The organism is Halochromatium sp. NSM3 (genome assembly GCF_059621085.1).
The window spans coordinates 1-14,619 of record NZ_JCAQIA010000035.1 but is presented as its reverse complement, the minus strand read 5'-3'; the positions used below and the strand labels follow the sequence as shown (position 1 = coordinate 14,619).

Annotated in this window: 12 protein-coding genes and 2 pseudogenes; 5 read left to right on the top strand and 9 right to left on the bottom strand. The window is 66.1% G+C overall.

Going from position 1 to position 14,619, the window contains the following annotated elements:
• Positions 1-257: 257 nt before the first annotated feature.
• Positions 258-1,490, bottom strand: coding sequence for a chromate efflux transporter (gene chrA / locus AC54T3_RS13715; RefSeq protein WP_496625580.1), 1,233 nt, complete (start codon positions 1,488-1,490; stop codon positions 258-260).
• 152 nt (positions 1,491-1,642) lie between these two features.
• Between chrA and nrfH the strand changes: the two genes are divergently transcribed.
• Together nrfH and AC54T3_RS13705 are read left to right on the top strand one after the other, a co-directional pair.
• Positions 1,643-2,137 carry a cytochrome c nitrite reductase small subunit gene (gene nrfH, locus AC54T3_RS13710; RefSeq protein WP_496625578.1) on the top strand — a complete coding sequence of 165 codons (495 nt, stop codon included), beginning with the start codon at positions 1,643-1,645 and terminating at the stop codon, positions 2,135-2,137.
• Between the two features lie 43 nt (positions 2,138-2,180).
• Positions 2,181-3,929 carry an ammonia-forming cytochrome c nitrite reductase subunit c552 gene (locus AC54T3_RS13705; protein ID WP_496625576.1) on the top strand — a complete coding sequence of 583 codons (1,749 nt, stop codon included), beginning with the start codon at positions 2,181-2,183 and terminating at the stop codon, positions 3,927-3,929.
• A 188-nt stretch (positions 3,930-4,117) separates the two neighbouring features.
• Here the strand turns inward: AC54T3_RS13705 and AC54T3_RS13700 are convergent, their stop codons facing one another.
• The 4 genes from AC54T3_RS13700 to AC54T3_RS13685 all read right to left on the bottom strand — a co-directional run bounded on the left by AC54T3_RS13700 (position 4,118) and on the right by AC54T3_RS13685 (position 6,819).
• Positions 4,118-4,876 (bottom strand): SCO family protein, encoded by a 759-nt coding sequence (locus tag AC54T3_RS13700; RefSeq protein ID WP_496625574.1) that lies wholly within the window; start codon positions 4,874-4,876, stop codon positions 4,118-4,120.
• A gap of 2 nt (positions 4,877-4,878) precedes the next feature.
• Positions 4,879-5,256, bottom strand: a complete 378-nt coding sequence (locus AC54T3_RS13695; RefSeq protein WP_496625572.1) for a hypothetical protein — start codon at positions 5,254-5,256, stop codon at positions 4,879-4,881.
• 144 nt (positions 5,257-5,400) lie between these two features.
• Positions 5,401-5,697, bottom strand: a complete 297-nt coding sequence (locus AC54T3_RS13690) for a hypothetical protein (protein WP_496625571.1) — start codon at positions 5,695-5,697, stop codon at positions 5,401-5,403.
• Positions 5,698-5,805: 108 nt separating this feature from the next.
• Entirely contained in the window at positions 5,806-6,819 is a 1,014-nt protein-coding gene (locus AC54T3_RS13685; protein WP_496625569.1) for a hypothetical protein, read from the bottom strand.
• Positions 6,820-7,296: 477 nt separating this feature from the next.
• Here AC54T3_RS13685 and AC54T3_RS13680 point away from each other — a divergent pair, with 477 nt between their 5' ends.
• A complete protein-coding gene (locus AC54T3_RS13680) occupies positions 7,297-7,560 on the top strand; it encodes a hemerythrin family protein (RefSeq protein WP_496625568.1) in 264 nt (87 codons plus the stop codon).
• 202 nt (positions 7,561-7,762) lie between these two features.
• Here AC54T3_RS13680 and AC54T3_RS13675 read toward each other — a convergent pair.
• The 3 genes and pseudogenes from AC54T3_RS13675 to AC54T3_RS13665 all read right to left on the bottom strand — a co-directional run bounded on the left by AC54T3_RS13675 (position 7,763) and on the right by AC54T3_RS13665 (position 12,726).
• Positions 7,763-10,336, bottom strand: a pseudogene (locus AC54T3_RS13675) (efflux RND transporter permease subunit).
• A pseudogene (locus tag AC54T3_RS13670) lies at positions 10,322-11,161 on the bottom strand (efflux RND transporter permease subunit); the annotation flags it as partial. The pseudogenes AC54T3_RS13675 and AC54T3_RS13670, both read right to left, overlap by 15 nt.
• Positions 11,158-12,726, bottom strand: a complete 1,569-nt coding sequence (locus tag AC54T3_RS13665; RefSeq protein WP_496625566.1) for an efflux RND transporter periplasmic adaptor subunit — start codon at positions 12,724-12,726, stop codon at positions 11,158-11,160. The gene AC54T3_RS13665 and the pseudogene AC54T3_RS13670, both read right to left, overlap by 4 nt.
• A 248-nt stretch (positions 12,727-12,974) precedes the next feature.
• On the opposite strand from AC54T3_RS13665, the gene AC54T3_RS13660 reads away from it, so the two are divergent.
• Complete coding sequence (locus AC54T3_RS13660; RefSeq protein WP_201221597.1) at positions 12,975-13,229, top strand: type II toxin-antitoxin system Phd/YefM family antitoxin; 255 nt, start codon at positions 12,975-12,977, stop codon at positions 13,227-13,229.
• Entirely contained in the window at positions 13,219-13,500 is a 282-nt protein-coding gene (locus AC54T3_RS13655; RefSeq protein ID WP_496625564.1) for a type II toxin-antitoxin system RelE family toxin, read from the top strand. The genes AC54T3_RS13660 and AC54T3_RS13655 overlap by 11 nt, the downstream gene beginning before the upstream one ends.
• Before the next feature lie 123 nt (positions 13,501-13,623).
• Here the strand turns inward: AC54T3_RS13655 and AC54T3_RS13650 are convergent.
• The coding region (locus AC54T3_RS13650) for an NnrS family protein (RefSeq protein WP_496625562.1) at positions 13,624-14,619 on the bottom strand (996 nt) is incomplete at its 5' end.

Below are 14,619 nucleotides of genomic sequence, written 5' to 3'. Positions count from 1 at the left end.
ATGCAGGAGCATGGCGGTCATCGCATGGCACCGCATATGCCGGAGGGGATGCGCGCCATCGGCATGGCCATGCATCGTGCCGCCAGCCGCTTTGCCTTGGCCGCGCGCGATGCCGAGATCAGCGATGAGCTCGGCCTTGCCTTCGCCGGTCTCGCCGATGTCATGGCGCAGTGCGTCGCTTTGTCACACGGCCTACCGCGTTCATTGATGGTTTGGGCCGCGACCCCCCCAAAGCAGCCCACAGAGCCTGAGCGCATTCATCGCGACCCCATCAGCATGCCAACCATCAGCGTCGCGAGCAGGGTGACCATCACCACCAGCCAGGGCGGCGTCCGCCAAGCGGTCAACAGGACGAAGGCGCTCAAGGCGATCGCGAAGTCAGCCGGCGCCGCCACCGCGCCGGTCCACAGCGGCTGATAGAGCGCCGCACCCAGGACACCGACCACTGCGGCATTGGCGCCCGCCATCGCCGCGCGCGCCGCCTGCTGCTGGCGCAGGCGGTCCCAGAACGGCAGCACGCCCATCAGCAACAGCATCCCGGGCAGAAAGATACCGAACAACGCGATCGCCGCGCCGAGCACAGCGCTCGCACCCGGCATGGCGATGGCGCCGAGGAAGGCGGCAACGGTGAACAGCGGACCCGGCACCGCCTGTGCGGCGCCGTAGCCGCTGAGGAAGGCATCCGCACTGACCCAGCCGGGCTCGACCAGGCTGGCCTCGAGCAGCGGCAGCACCACGTGGCCGCCGCCGAACACCAGCGCGCCCGCGCGGTAGAAGACCTCGAACAGCGCCAGGCCTGGCGCGGCGCCGGCGGCGACCAGCAGCGGCAGTCCGACCAACAGCAGCGCGAACAACCCCAGCAGCAAGACCCCGACGCGACGTGGCAGCGGCACGACCAGCGCCTGCGCCTGGGAAACGAGCGGGGAGGGCGGTCGATACCAGCGCAGACCGGCTAATGCGCCGACCAGGATCGCCGTGATCTGGCCCAGCGCACTCGGCGCAAAGGTCACCAACAGGACCGCGGCCAAGGCCATGGTCGCCCGCTCGCGATCGGGTGCCAGGCTGCGCGCCATGCCCCAGACCGCCTGCGCGACGATCGCCACCGCGACCAGCTTGAGCCCCCGCAGCAGGTCTTGACCCAGCGCGCCGCCCATGGCATCGGCGCCGAGCGCAAAGGCCAGCAGCAGCAGCGCCGAGGGCAGGGTGAAGGCAACCCAGGCGAGCAGCGCGCCACTGATGCCGCCGCGCAGATAACCAAGGGCGAAGCCGACCTGGCTGCTCGCCGGCCCCGGCAGGAACTGACAGAGCGCGACCAGCTCGGCATAGGCTGCGTCGCTCAGCCAGCGCCGGCGCAGGACCAACTCATCGCGGAAGTAGCCAAGGTGCGCAATCGGACCGCCGAACGAGGTCAGGCCGAGCTTGAGAAAGGCCACCAAGACCTCGCTTGGGCGGCCGGCTGAACCGGGCGCAAGCGACTGTTTGTCAGTCATCCTCAGACTCTCCGGATGGTGATGGCGTCATCATCCTGTCGAACGGAGTCCTGGACCGGGACGCAGGCGCCGGTCTGCTGAGATCGGGGGGTTGGCTGATCTGGGATTCGGCGTCATGATGGCACCATGGTTTGCGCAGGGCGGAGACTGTGATGAAGAAGACCCGAGAGCCAAGCCGTGCCAGCACATCTAGACCGCGCGCCTGGCTGGCCCTGGCTGTCGCGGCGATGCTCGGTGTGCTCGGCGGTGTCGGGCTCTTCACCTTTGGCTATGGCAATGGCCTGTCGTATCTGACCAACGACCCCAAGACCTGCATCAACTGCCATGTGATGCAGGATCACTACGACGCCTGGGTCAAATCCAGCCACCATGGCGTCGCCGGCTGCAATGATTGCCATCTGCCGCACGACGTCATTGGCAAGTGGCTGACCAAGGCCGATAACGGTTTCTTCCACGCGCTGGCCTTCACCACCGGCGGCTTCCACGAGCCGATCCAGATCCGCGCGCAGAATCGGCGTGTCGCCCAGGGCGCCTGTCTCCACTGCCACCGCGCGCTGGTGAATCATCTGCTGCCGGCCGAGCCCGGCGGCGCCATGCAGCCATGCGTCCATTGCCACAGCGACGTCGGCCACGCGCAGCGGCGCTGAGGTACATCAGATCATCCCTCATGCTTCGATCGAGAGGTTCATCATGACGCAGTCGACCCAGAACGCTCACCAAGCTCCACCTCCGCGTGCGCTGGAACCTCGCCGACCAGGGGTGCGTGTGCGGCCGCTGCTGGCGTCGTCTGCGCCGACGACCCGCCGTAGCCGGCAAGCAGGGCGCGCGCTCGTGCTCGGCGCCGTGTTCGGCGTTGCCGTTGTCGCGAGCTTGATCGTCACCTCTGTGCTGATCACCATGTTCACCCACAAGCAGGACGCCCGCCAGCCGTTCGTGCGGGTGGTCGAGGTCGATGAACTCACCACCGACCCTGAGCCCTGGGGTCAGAACTGGCCGCATCAGTTCGCGGGCTGGAAATCGACCTCGGGCGACGCGTTCTACGGCGGCAGCAGCGCCATGCCGCAGAGCAAGCTCGAGACCCAACCCTGGCTCAAGCGGCTCTATGCCGGCTATGCCTTCAGCATCGACTACCGCGAGGCACGCGGCCATGCCTACATGCTCTACGACCAGGGCGTGACCGAGCGCGTGACCCAGAAGCCGCAGGCGGGTGCCTGCCTGCATTGCCATGCCTCGATGAACGTGCTCTACCGCCGGGTCGGGCTGGAGGCGATGGGTGAGGAGGTCACCGATGACAAGCTCGCCGCCGAGTTCAATCAGCCGGCGGTGATCCGCGGCTTTCAGGAACTCAGTCAGCGGCCCTATCAGGAGATCCTGTCGATGCTCTACGCCACGCCAGATGGCACTCCCGACGAGAACGCGCCGGTGTTCCCGCTCGCGCCGCCCGGTGGCTTCAGCGGCGAATACGCCGGCGAGCCCGTCTCCGAGGAGCATGCGCAGATGCTCGGCGAGGCGCATCCGGTGAGCTGTGTCGATTGCCATGATCCCAAGACCATGCAGGTCCGCGTGACCCGCCCAGGCTTCCTGCTCGGCATCGCCGAATTGGCCGCCGGCGAGGGCGCGGTACCGCATCTGCCCAGCATCGAACAGTGGCGCCGGGGCAGCCGCAGCGCGCCCTATGACCCCAATGAACTCGCCACGCCGCAGGAGATGCGCTCGTTCGTCTGCGGCCAGTGCCACGTCGAGTACTACTGCGCCAATAAGGACATCCTGACCTTCCCCTGGGGCAAGGGGCTGAGCGCTGATGATGGGGAGGCCTATTGGGAGGAGGCGACCTTCCCGGACGGCACCGGCTTCTATGACTACGAGCACGGCGAGACCGGCGCCGAGGTGTTCAAGGTCCAGCACCCCGAATTCGAGCTGTGGAGCCAGGGCATCCACGCGCGCAGCGGCGTCGCCTGCGCCGATTGCCACATGCCCTACGAGCGCAAGGGCGCGATGAAGGTCAGCAACCACAACGTGCGCAGCCCGATGGAGAACATCAATAGCGCTTGCCAGACTTGCCACAACGTCCCTGAGGATGAACTGCGCACCCGGGTTGGCGCAATCCAAAGCCGCACCGTCGCGCTCACCGAGCGGGCCGGCGCGGCGATGACCGCGATGCTTGACGCGATCCTGGAGGCCAAGGCCGGCGGTGCAAACGCGGACCAACTCCAAGAGGCCCTCGACCTGCAGCGCAAGGCGATGTGGCGGCTCGATTACATCAGCAGCGAGAACTCCAAGGGCTTCCATGCCGATCAGGAGTCCGCGCGCATCCTGGCTGAATCCATCGACTACAGCCGCCAAGCCCAGGCTGCGGCCCTGCGCCTGCGGGCGCCCGAGGCCCCGAGCACCGAGGATCTGCCGACCGAGCCGGTGCAGGGCGTGACGGAGACGCGGTGAGGTTGAGCCTCGATGCGGCGAGTAGCACTAGGGCTATGAGCAATTCCGCTAGCCGCTCCCTGGTGGGCGGCTGTGTTGACCGTGCCTGTCAGCATTGAAGCGTGGTCTGCCTATCAAGCGCTTTCGTCGGACCGGGGTTCGGCACTCGTCGTGCGACCATCGTGGCTCGGCGTTAGCGTCTGCTGAGGTTAGGCATCCTGCGGTCTGATGTGAGCGGCCTCCTCTGCTAAAAGCGCCTGGATGCGCTCGATGATCGACTCGAGTGGACTGCCGTAGCCGAATTTACGGATGTAGCTGCCGTCGGGGCCGAGCAGGAACATCCCGGCGCTGTGATCGACGGGATACTGATCCGGTGGTCGATTGGGGTCATCGACCTTGCGATAGCGGACTCCGAAGTTGCGTGCGGCGGCAGCGATCAGCTCCGGCGAGCCGGTGAGCCCGATCAGACTGGGATGGAAGTAGGTGGTGTAACTGCGCAGCTTCTCGGCGGTATCGCGCTCCGGATCGACGGTGATGAAGATCGGCTGCACCGCCTTGGCCTCCTCACCCAAGGCGCGCATGACGGCGGCTTGCTCGGCCAGGGTGGTCGGGCAGATATCGGGACAGTAGGTGTAGCCAAACGAGATCAGCTGCAGCTGGCCGGGGAAATCGGTATTGGTTACCGCGCGTCCATTGGCATCCATGAGCAGATAGCGCCCGGAGGCGCGTGCCTCTTGAGCGATGGTCTTGGCCTCGGCGTGGGCGCCGGCGTCCGCCTGGGCGCTGGTCTCGACCCCTGAGCGAAGTCCACCCTGAGATCCTGCAGCGCTGACCCTGTCAGCGGCCAACGGTGTTACCACGCGCGTCTGAGTGTCTCGTCCCTGTTCTGCGCTCCCGATCGCGAATGCCGAGTAGATCGCGATGCTGGCGCCAAGCAACAGCGCTCTCGGAATCCTCTTTGGCACCATGATCAGCGGACTCCGGTCGTGGCGACTGGCTCGGCGTCAGATGGGAAGACTTGGCGCAGCTCAGCCTCCAATGTCAATAGGCGATCGCCTAGCGACAGCTCGCTGGGGCAGTCCTGGGCGGCTTTGGTCTGCTGCTTGAAAGCAGCATTGGTGGCGGACTCGAACAGGGCGCCATAAAGACGCGTCTTCGGCGCATACCGGGTCATCAAGGCCTTTGCGGTCTTCGAGGTCGAGAACGAGCGGCAGGCCAAGGCTTGGCCGTTCAGCTCGCCAAGTGCTTCGATCTGCGCGGCTCCGAGAGCGGGCGTTGGGGAGGGTTGCGCCGCGAGTTCGCAGCAGATGGCGGTGCTCAGCAAGAGCAGAACGAATCGGGCTGTCATCTTCAGTCTCCTGTGGTCAAACGGATGGGGCATCCCATGCATCCTGGTGCATATCTCCAGTCACCGCGTTCGCCACTTGGGCTTTCTGCGCGGCTCACCATGCAGGCTCGTATTCGCCAGCCGCTGCTCCTCGGCTCCCCGGCGTCAGTTGGCGGGACTCAAGGGCTGTGACTGTTCGTTGGCCAGCGCTTGGCGCGTGATGTCTTGATACAGGTGGACAACGCGGGCATAGATCGGTTGGTATTCAGGGAATCGATCGACCAGTAGCTTGCTGTTCTGCGCTTCCTGGAAGACCTGTTTCAGGAACGCCTGCTCGGCGTCTGTGAGCCGCTGACCGGCAGCGACGCGGTCTTTGAGGCCGAGAACACGATCGAGATGTTCGTTCTCGAAGCGCTGCATCAGCATCTGGAGTAGGTTGTGGTTTGCAGCAGAATCGCTCATCGGTCGCCTCCTTTGGTGGGTTTTTCGTGTTGTTATCAGCCGTGTCGACCGCAGTCGGTCTCGGCACGGTTCTCGTGATTGGGGCTTCAGTCGCGGTGATATTCGACATCAGGCGGCCAGGAAGAGACTGGCCTCGTGGAGAAAGTCACGCTCAGGTAGCAACTCCGCGCGAGGAAACTGGACCAGGCAGGCAACCCGCGGGCTGCGCCCGACGATCTGGATCTCGATCAGGGAAAGCTCGCGCGCCCCGGCGCTGTTAGGGCCATCGCAGCGCAGGCCCATGGGGTCGAGGAAGAGACTGTCGAGGCGTGCGCTCACTAGTCGCTGCGGATGCGACAATGCCTCGATGACGTCGGTGAAGCGCTCGTCCAAGGTCTTGTGTCGCAGGCGCGGGGTGCGCCGTTGGGCGTCGATGGCATCGATCTCGGCTTGCAAGGCCTGACGCGTTGGCGAGCCTGGCGCAGCGCGTCGCAGGCGGGCTTGCCAGGCCTGTGCGCGGCGCTCGAGCTCAGTGGCGCGGGTCTGTGCGTCAGCGGCGTCCAGGCGCAACTGACTGAGCAGGTTGCTGAAGATGCAGCATTTCAATGCGCAGCGCGCATCGGCCTCGTCGCGGCCTGGCGAGACCAGCTGGTGATCGGTGAAGCTGACCCGGGTCTGCAACACATCCCGGCGTAGCAGCTCGCCATCCATGGCCATTCCCAACTGGCGGCGCTCTTCGCGATACATGCACAGCAGCGCGCAGCACTGAGTTGTATCCGGGTCAGCGTCGAAGAGTCCGCGCACTTCAGCGCTTTCGCTGAACAGGGCCTGAAGATCCGCGTAGTTGACGAAGAAGGCATTGACCTGGGGGTCGGAGGCATAGGCTGCTCGGTGGCAGGAGCGAACCTCGGTTATGTTGCCTACTAACCCATCGACGCTGCGCAGCGCTGTTGCCACCGGCTCGCGCAGCCGGCGCGCATAGCCTGGCACCGCCCGCAGCCGCGGCGAGATGGCATCGATGACATGCTCGACCGCCTGCTCGAGCGTGCCGGCGCAGGTCGTGGACGGGGCGTTGAGACTCGACAGCCTGTCGAAGCCGCCACCGAAACGGCGGAAGGTGGTGTGCAGGAACGCAGTGAGCATCGGCTCCATCCTCCTCATGATTGTGTACGGTCGTTTGCCACAGCGATCATCTGTGTTTGTCAAGCGCCGTCTGTTTGTCGAGCGCTTTCGCCGGGACTTCGCCGAACCGCGCTTGGCACAGGTCGCGCGGCTATCGCGGCTCGGCGTTAAAGACCTGGCGCCGCCGCGGCTCCGAGGGCGGCCGTTGGGGTCGGCTGCGCTGTGAGCTCGCAGCAGACGGCGGTGCTCAGCAAGAGCAGAACGAATCGGGCTGTCATCTTCAATCTCCGGTGGCTTCGGTGTTGGGAACTGAGGCTAGGCGAGACCGGCAGTGCGGCCCTTGATGCGTATCAAGCCCAATCGCTCGCGTCACCGCTAATCTCCGTCGTCAGCGCGCCAACGCGTGTCATTGTCCAACAACGATTTCCAACCAAGAGGTTGCGAGCGATCCAGGTTCGCGCGCATCGGGGCAGCATCGGGGGATAGCAGATGATAGGGATGGATCGACCAGCGTCGGCAACGCCGACAATCGCTCAGCCTCCACGCGGGATTGGGCAACGGGTTGCCTTTGGCTTCGCGCTCGGGTTCTATGTGGGTGCGTTGGTCTGTGCGCTTGCCCTTGGCCTCTGGCTCGAGCCATTGGGGCTGGAACATCCGGTCATCGCCAGCCTGGCCGCCAGCATCGTCTTCTTCATCGGCGGCGGCGTTGTGCTGCATGTCATCGGTCGGGTCGACTTGCCGGATTTGCGACCGGGTTGCTGAGCGGCTGCAGCCTGGGACGGGATGCCGTCCTGACAGACGATGCCGTCACATTGGCAGTCAATCCTGCTTGTGTGACGCCGAGGATTTCTCTTCGCCTTGGGCTCCGGGCTTTGCCTCGGACTTTAGACTCTGCCAAGGACGTCAGATTTCGCCAAGGGCGTCAGACTTTGCCAAGGACGTCAGGCTTTGCTGAGGGCTTGGCTCAGTCAGCTTGCCCCCTCGGCCGCGCCAACCCGAGATCATCCAAGAGCACATAGAGCGCCGGGATCACCAGCAGCACCAGCACCGTCGCGCTGAGCAGCCCGAACACCACCGAGATCACCAGTGGCTTGATCGCATCGGCTTGGGAACTGGTCTCGGCGAGCAGCGGCGCCAGCCCGGCAATGGTGGTCAGTGAGGAGATCAGAATCGCGCGCAGCCGCTGGCGGCTGGCCTGGCCGGCAGCGGCTGCGGCAGAGAGCCCCTGGGCGCGGTTGGCGTTGATGAACTGGATCAGCAGGATGGCATTGTTGACGACGATGCCGGCCAGCGAGGCCGCGCCGATCAGCGACGGCATCGACAGGTAATAGCCCATCAGCACATGGCCCCAGATGGCGCCGATGAAGGCCAGCGGTATGGTCAGCATCACGATCAGCGGCTCGACGTAGCCACGGAACTGGAACGAGAGGATGACGAAGATGCCGAGCAGGCCGATCAGCAGCCCACGGCGGATCGAGCCGCCGGTCTAGGCGGCATTGGCGACCTGGCCCTCGAACTGGACCTCCACCAGCGGATGCCGCGCCTGGAAATCGCTCAGCCAGCGTGCCTGCAGATCACTGACGATGGCCTGGCCGCTGGCCAGCCGGGCATCGACATCGGCGGCGATGGTGACTGTGCGACGACCATCGATACGGGTGATCCGCGCCCAGTCGCGCTGCTCGCTGACCCTCGCCACCGCGCTGAGCGGCACGCGCTGGCCATCGGCGAGCTGGATGGTCTGATCGGCCAGGTCATCGAGATCATCGCGATCGTCCTTGGCCTGGCGCACCAGGATCTCGATGTCCCAGGCGCCGATGCGCTGGCTGTCGGCGATCTCGCCGAGCCAGGCGGCGCGCAGTTGCGCGGCGACCTCCTCGGCGGTCAGCCCCAGCCCATGGGCGCCCTCGGTGAGTCGGTAGCGGCGCTGCGGTTTGCCGGGGCGCAGATCGTCGATGACGTTGAACACCGCCGCATAGCCGGCCAGCTGTTCACTGGCATCGAGCGCGGCGGCCTTGAGATCGTCCAGATCCTCGCCCTGCAGGCGGATCTCGACCGGGATGCCGGCCGGGCCGAAGCCAGGCTCCTGGATCAGCAGGCTGTGGATGCCAGCGATCGGGCCGATGGCCGCGCGCCAGGCCTCAGTGAGCGTATCCAGACTCAGGGTGCGCCGCTCGGCCTCGAGCAGATCGACGATGACGGTGGCGACATGCGGGCCGGCCTCCTGCGCGCTCGGGTTGTGATTGAAGCGGGTCTGGATCGCTTCAACCAGTGCGGCGCCCTCAGGCTGTTGCGGGCTCAGCTCGGCATCGAGTTGGCGCATCGCCGCCTCGACCTGCGCGGCGACCGCCTGGGTGCGCGCCAGCGGGGTGCCCTGCGGCATCAGGATGCGCGCCTCCAGCACATCACCGTCGATCGAGGGCATCGCCTCGCTGCCGATGTGACCACCGGCGACGAAGCCGACCGAGCCGATCAGCACCAGCAGCACCAGGCCGAGCACCGCATGACGGGCGTGGATCGCTGCATCGGCAACGCGGCCAACGCGCTCGCGGAAGGCGGCGAAGCCGCGCCGCAGCCGCGACTCAGGCGCCTCGCGCAGACCCTTGACGCTGCCCTTGAGATGATGCGGCAGGATCAGAAATGCCTCGATCAGGCTCGCCGCCAGCGCCGCGATCAGCACGATCGGCAGCACCTGCAGCACCGCGCCCAGCTCGCCGGCGAGGAATGACAGCGGCAGGAACACCGAGACCGTGGTCAGGAAGGACGACAATACGCCGGGCAGCACTTCGCGGGTGCCGGCGACGACGGTGTCGAGCGAGGAGGGTGCAACCCTGCTGGCAGAAGAGGTATCTAAGGTAGCGTTGGATGCCGGGTTCGGTTCAGCATCAGCCGCGCTGTTCCCAACCGCATTGGACGTGTCGCTGCTATCGTTGCTGGTCCCTTTGCCAGCCCCGTCATCGGGCGGATGGCCGCCCGCATCGTGAGCGCTGTGACTTGCTTGACCACCGAGTTGCGCACTCGCCCGCGCGGCGATGTTGTCGGTAATGACAATCGCATCGTCCATCACGATGCCGATCGCCATCAGCAACGCCACCAGCGTGATCATGTTCAGCGATAGCCCAGTCAAGGCCATCACCGCAAAGGCACCGGCGAAGGCCGCCGGCAGCCCGAGCACCGCCCAGAGCGCCAGGCGCGGACGGAAGAACAGGCTCATCACCAACACCACGAGCAGCAGGCCCATCAGGCCGTTGCTGACCAGCATCTGCAGCCGATCGCGCACGATGCTGGTCATGTCTTGGGTCAGGGTCAGTTGAGGAGTGAGTTGAGAGGAGTGAGGAGTGAGTGGTGGGGAGTGAGACGTGAGCGCTGACGCCTGCGTGTTCTGGGAAGAAGCGTCAGGGTTGAGTGTGAGTGCGGCTGCGGCTGCGGCTGCGGCTGCGGGTTGGTCGAAGGGTTGTGCGTTTTCTTCGGCGATGAGGGCTTGGAGGGCGTTGAAGACTCGCAGCGCGTCGTCGCGCAGGCCTTTGCTGACCTCGAGCACCAGCGCGCGCTCGCCGTTGAAACGGATCTGCTCCTCGGCGCGCTCGCCGACCTGTGAGAGCTTGGCGAGTTGGCCCAGGGTCAGCTCGCCGCCCTCGGCGCTGGCGACCACCACCAGATCGGCCAGGTCGCGCAGCGAGCGGCGTTGATCGGTGAAGCGCAGCAGCAGCTCGCGGTCGTCACCCTCCAGGATGCCGAGCGGTAGGTCGATGTTCTGGCGCGCGATCAGTTGCGCCAGATCGCGCGCCGAGAGGCCGTGCTGAGCGAGCACAGCGCGCGGCACCTCCACTTGCCACTGGCGTTGCGAGAGGCCTTTGATCTGCACCTCGGCGACACCGGGCAGGCGCAGGATGCGGTCTTCGAGCCGGCGCGCGACCTCTTCGAGCTGCGCCAGCGGCAGCGCACCGCTGATCGCCACCGCCGCGACCAGATCGCTCTGATGCAGCGAGCGGATGATTGGCGTTTCGGCGCGCGCCGGCAGATGGCGGATGGCGCGCACGGCGGTGTCGATGTCGCTGCGAAAGCGCAGCGCGTCGCCGCCGGGCTGCATGGTCGCGGTGGCGTTGGCGAGGTTGTCCTGGGCGACGCAGATCAGCTCATCGAGATAGTCGACCGCCTTGAGCGCATCGCGCAGGCGCCGGCAGATCGCCTCCTCAACATCGGCGGCGCTGGCACCACGGTATTCGACCTCGATGCCGACCTCGGTCGGGCGGTAGTCGGGGAAGGTCTCGCGCTGCAGGGTCGGCGCGGCGAAGAGCCCAGCGGCCAGCAGCAGGAGCAGCAGCAGGTTGGCGGCAGTCGGGTGGGCCGCGAACCAGCGGATCATGGGGTGGCTCCCGCCGAGGGCGTTTGCGCTGGTTGCGGGGTCTGAGCTGGTGCTTGGGCCTCTTCTTGCAATTGCGCCTCAAGCGCCGGATCAGGGCGAGGGTTGATCAGCATGCCATCGATCGCCGGCAACGGGTCATCAACGATGACGCGATCGCCTGGCGCGAGGCCAGCGGCGATCACGGCGAGGCCGCCCTGCTCGAAGGCGATCTCGACCGGGCTGTGCCGGAGTCGATTCTCGGCGTCGAGCCGATAGACCAATCGCGTTCGATGACCAGCGCCTGCGCCTAAGCCTGAGCCAGACAGGGGCTGCTTGTCGTCGGCTTCTGCCTTCCTGGCGACTGCGCCGTCGACTGCGTTATCGACTGCGTTGTCGACGCCCGCGACGGGATGCACGGACGCCGCTGCGGGGTGCACAGCCGCCGCCGGCACCACCAGTCGCGGCTCGGGGCTGGCTGCGGACAGGGTGACCTGCGTCAGCATGCCGGGCTGCAAGGGCGGGCGATCTGGCGGGCGGGCATTGCGATAGGGATGCGCGACCCGCACCACCACCCGCGCGCTGCGCGTGACCGGATCCAGGCCGCTGGCAACCCGGGTCAGTTGTGCCGGCCAGCGTACCTGTTCGTCGCCGACCAGACGCACCTCGGCGGTGACGGCGCTGAAGTCCATGCGCTCGTCGAGGCGCTGCGCTTCGGGAATTGGCGCGTTCGGCGCGGTCGCGGCCGTTGCGACACTGCCGAGCAGGCGTCGCAGCATGCCAAGCGGGATCTGCGCCTCGACCTCGGCCGCCGCCAGGCTGTCGGCGCTGAACAGACCCTGGCCCGGCGCGATGTACTGATGCAGCTCGACCTCGACCTCGGACAGACGCAGATCATAGGGCGCCTCGAAGCGGGTATCGGCGAGATCCTGCTTGGCCTGCGCCAGCATCACGGCAGCTCGCGCCTGCTGCGCGGCCAGTTGCTGGCGGCGCGAGGGCAGCAGCGACAGCTCGTTGTCCAAGGTCGCCACGGCGCGGCGTTGGGCGGCGCTGGCGCGACGCTGCTCGTCGAGCTGCGAGCGCGAGGCCGAGCCGGTCTTGGCGAGCTGCTCGATGCGTGCGAGTTCCTGTTCGGTGAGGTCCAGTCGCTCCTGCTCGAGGGCGAGCAGGCGGCGCGTGCTCTCGGCCTCGACGTCGAGCTGGGCGCGCTCGGCGGTCAGGCGCTCGGCCTCAGCCTCAGCCTCGGCGATGACCAACTGATAGCGGCTCGGGTCGAGCGCGAGCAACAGGGTGCCAGCCGGCAGCAGATTGCCGCCCTCCAAATCCGGATGGCGCTCGACCACGCGACCGGCGACATTGGCCACCGCTTGCCAGCGCCCGGCCGAGCGCGCGGTGCCGAGGCCGCGCGCCTCGATTTGCAGAGCGACAGGTTGCAGTTCGATGACCGTCAGCGTCGGGGCCGGTGCCTGGCTGTCGGTGTGTTGCGGCGCTTGGGCATGGCTGATCAAGAACGCGGCCAGGGCGATGCCGCCGCCCAGCCCGAGCAGGATCAGCAGTCCACGGCTGAGCGAGGTCAGGATGGGCTTCATGGTTGGTCGTGTCCCCCAAAGCCTCCATTGAGCCTGCAGCAGCGTGTCCGATCCTTGATCGGAGTCAAGCGGCGTCTGGTCGTGGTGCCGGTCGTTGGGCCAGTCATTGACGGCGGGGCAAGTCGCATCGGGCAGCATCGAATTGCTTCGGATCGATCGTCTCTGGGAGGCTCGGGGGCATCAAAGACCACTTCGCGGTGCTATTCTAAGCCCTTTTGCGAGTCCTTTTTAGACACTTGGAGCGCGTGATGGCACATCCAATCCTGGCCGAGATGACCGCGAGTGTCACCGAGCTGAAGCGAAATCCAATGGGCACTGTGGCCGCCGGCGAAGGTTTTCCGGTCGCCATCCTCAATCGCAACGAACCCGCGTTCTACTGTGTACCAGCGCAAGCCTACGAAGCCTTGATGAATCGCCTCGAAGACTTGGAGCTGAACGCGCTTGCCGATGCCCGCCTGGCCGATGGGCAGGCCGCAGTCAAGGTTGCGCTGGATGAGCTATGAGCTGGCTTTTCATCCTCTGGCGTTGAAGGAATGGCGCCGACTGGATGCAACCGTTCGTAGTCATTTCAAGAGGAAGCTCGCCGAGCGACTGGAGAATCCACAGGTGCCTGCGGCACAGCTCTCGGGGCGCTCGAACCGCTACAAGATCAAGCTGCGGGCGGTTGGCTACCGGCTGGTCTACGAGGTTCGGGAGACTGAACTGATCGTCCTTGTCGTGGCAGTTGGTAAGCGCGAAAAAACTGAGGTCTATCGGCTTGCGAGAAACCGTTGATCGGCAGAGGGCTCTTGCGACAACGCGAGCCAGACCAACAGTGACCGATCGATGATTCCGGCGGGTACCCGGAAGAGGTGGCAGCATCCTTGTTAAGGCATCGCGCCGACGGAATCGGTCGCTTCAGATCGGCCGACCATCGACCCGGGGTGCCAACAGCATCGGGCCGATGACGACCAGGAAGGCAGCGAAGGCGCCGCTCCAGAGTAGCCCCGAGAGCAACATCCATCTGTTGTACTGTGCTGGCCAGAGCAGCGGAAATGCGACCCGGACCAGCGCGGCGAGGTTGATCGCAACGAAGGCGGCTATCATCGATGGCGGCGAGACCATCGCCCGGCCGGTATGGCCCAAGGTCACGCGCACCATCATGCCGATGGTGAAGACGCCGATTGCTCCCGCAGTCAGCGCGTGCAGGGCCACATTAGGTGCTATCAGCTCGAGTTCGGCAGCAGCATCCAGGATCAACCCACCGACCAGCCAGAGCGCACCCGCGTAGAGCACGGCGAGGATCGGAATCCGCCAGGCGCGCCGATCATGCCAGCCACTGAGGCGGGCGACCAGACTTAGCGCGAAGGCGAGAGCGGTGATGGCCTTCAGCGCTGGCCAGGGGCTGATCAGATCGGCGGCCAACCAGGCACCAGCAGCGACGAAGGTTGTCACCTCCAGCCACTGAGATGACTTGGGCTCGGCGTCGTTGATCGCCGCTTTGGTAAAGAAGGGCAGCACCCGGCCGGAGACGATCAGCAGCGTGATCAGCACCAGCCCAAGCATCAGGCTGTCGGCATCCAACAGACCCGCCGGCACCGCACCAGCCGCGCTCAGATGGCTCCAAGCTGCGGCGACGGCCATCCCGCCGAGGAGCAGCAGAAAGACGCGATTGACCGGATTCGGCCCATTCCACAGCGGCTGGCGCATCGACCAGGCCAGCGCCAGCGGGAAGGCGGCAGCCAGCAGGGCATCGCCCCAGACCGGCAGCGCCAGCCAGGGCAAGGCCCGCGCGATCAGCCACAGCAGCACCAGCCCCGCCAATTCGGCGCCGGACGCGGTTTCCTGTCCAGTCCAGTTGCGCACCGCAGTGAGCAGGAAGCCCGCGATCACCGCGAGCGTGTAGCCATAGAG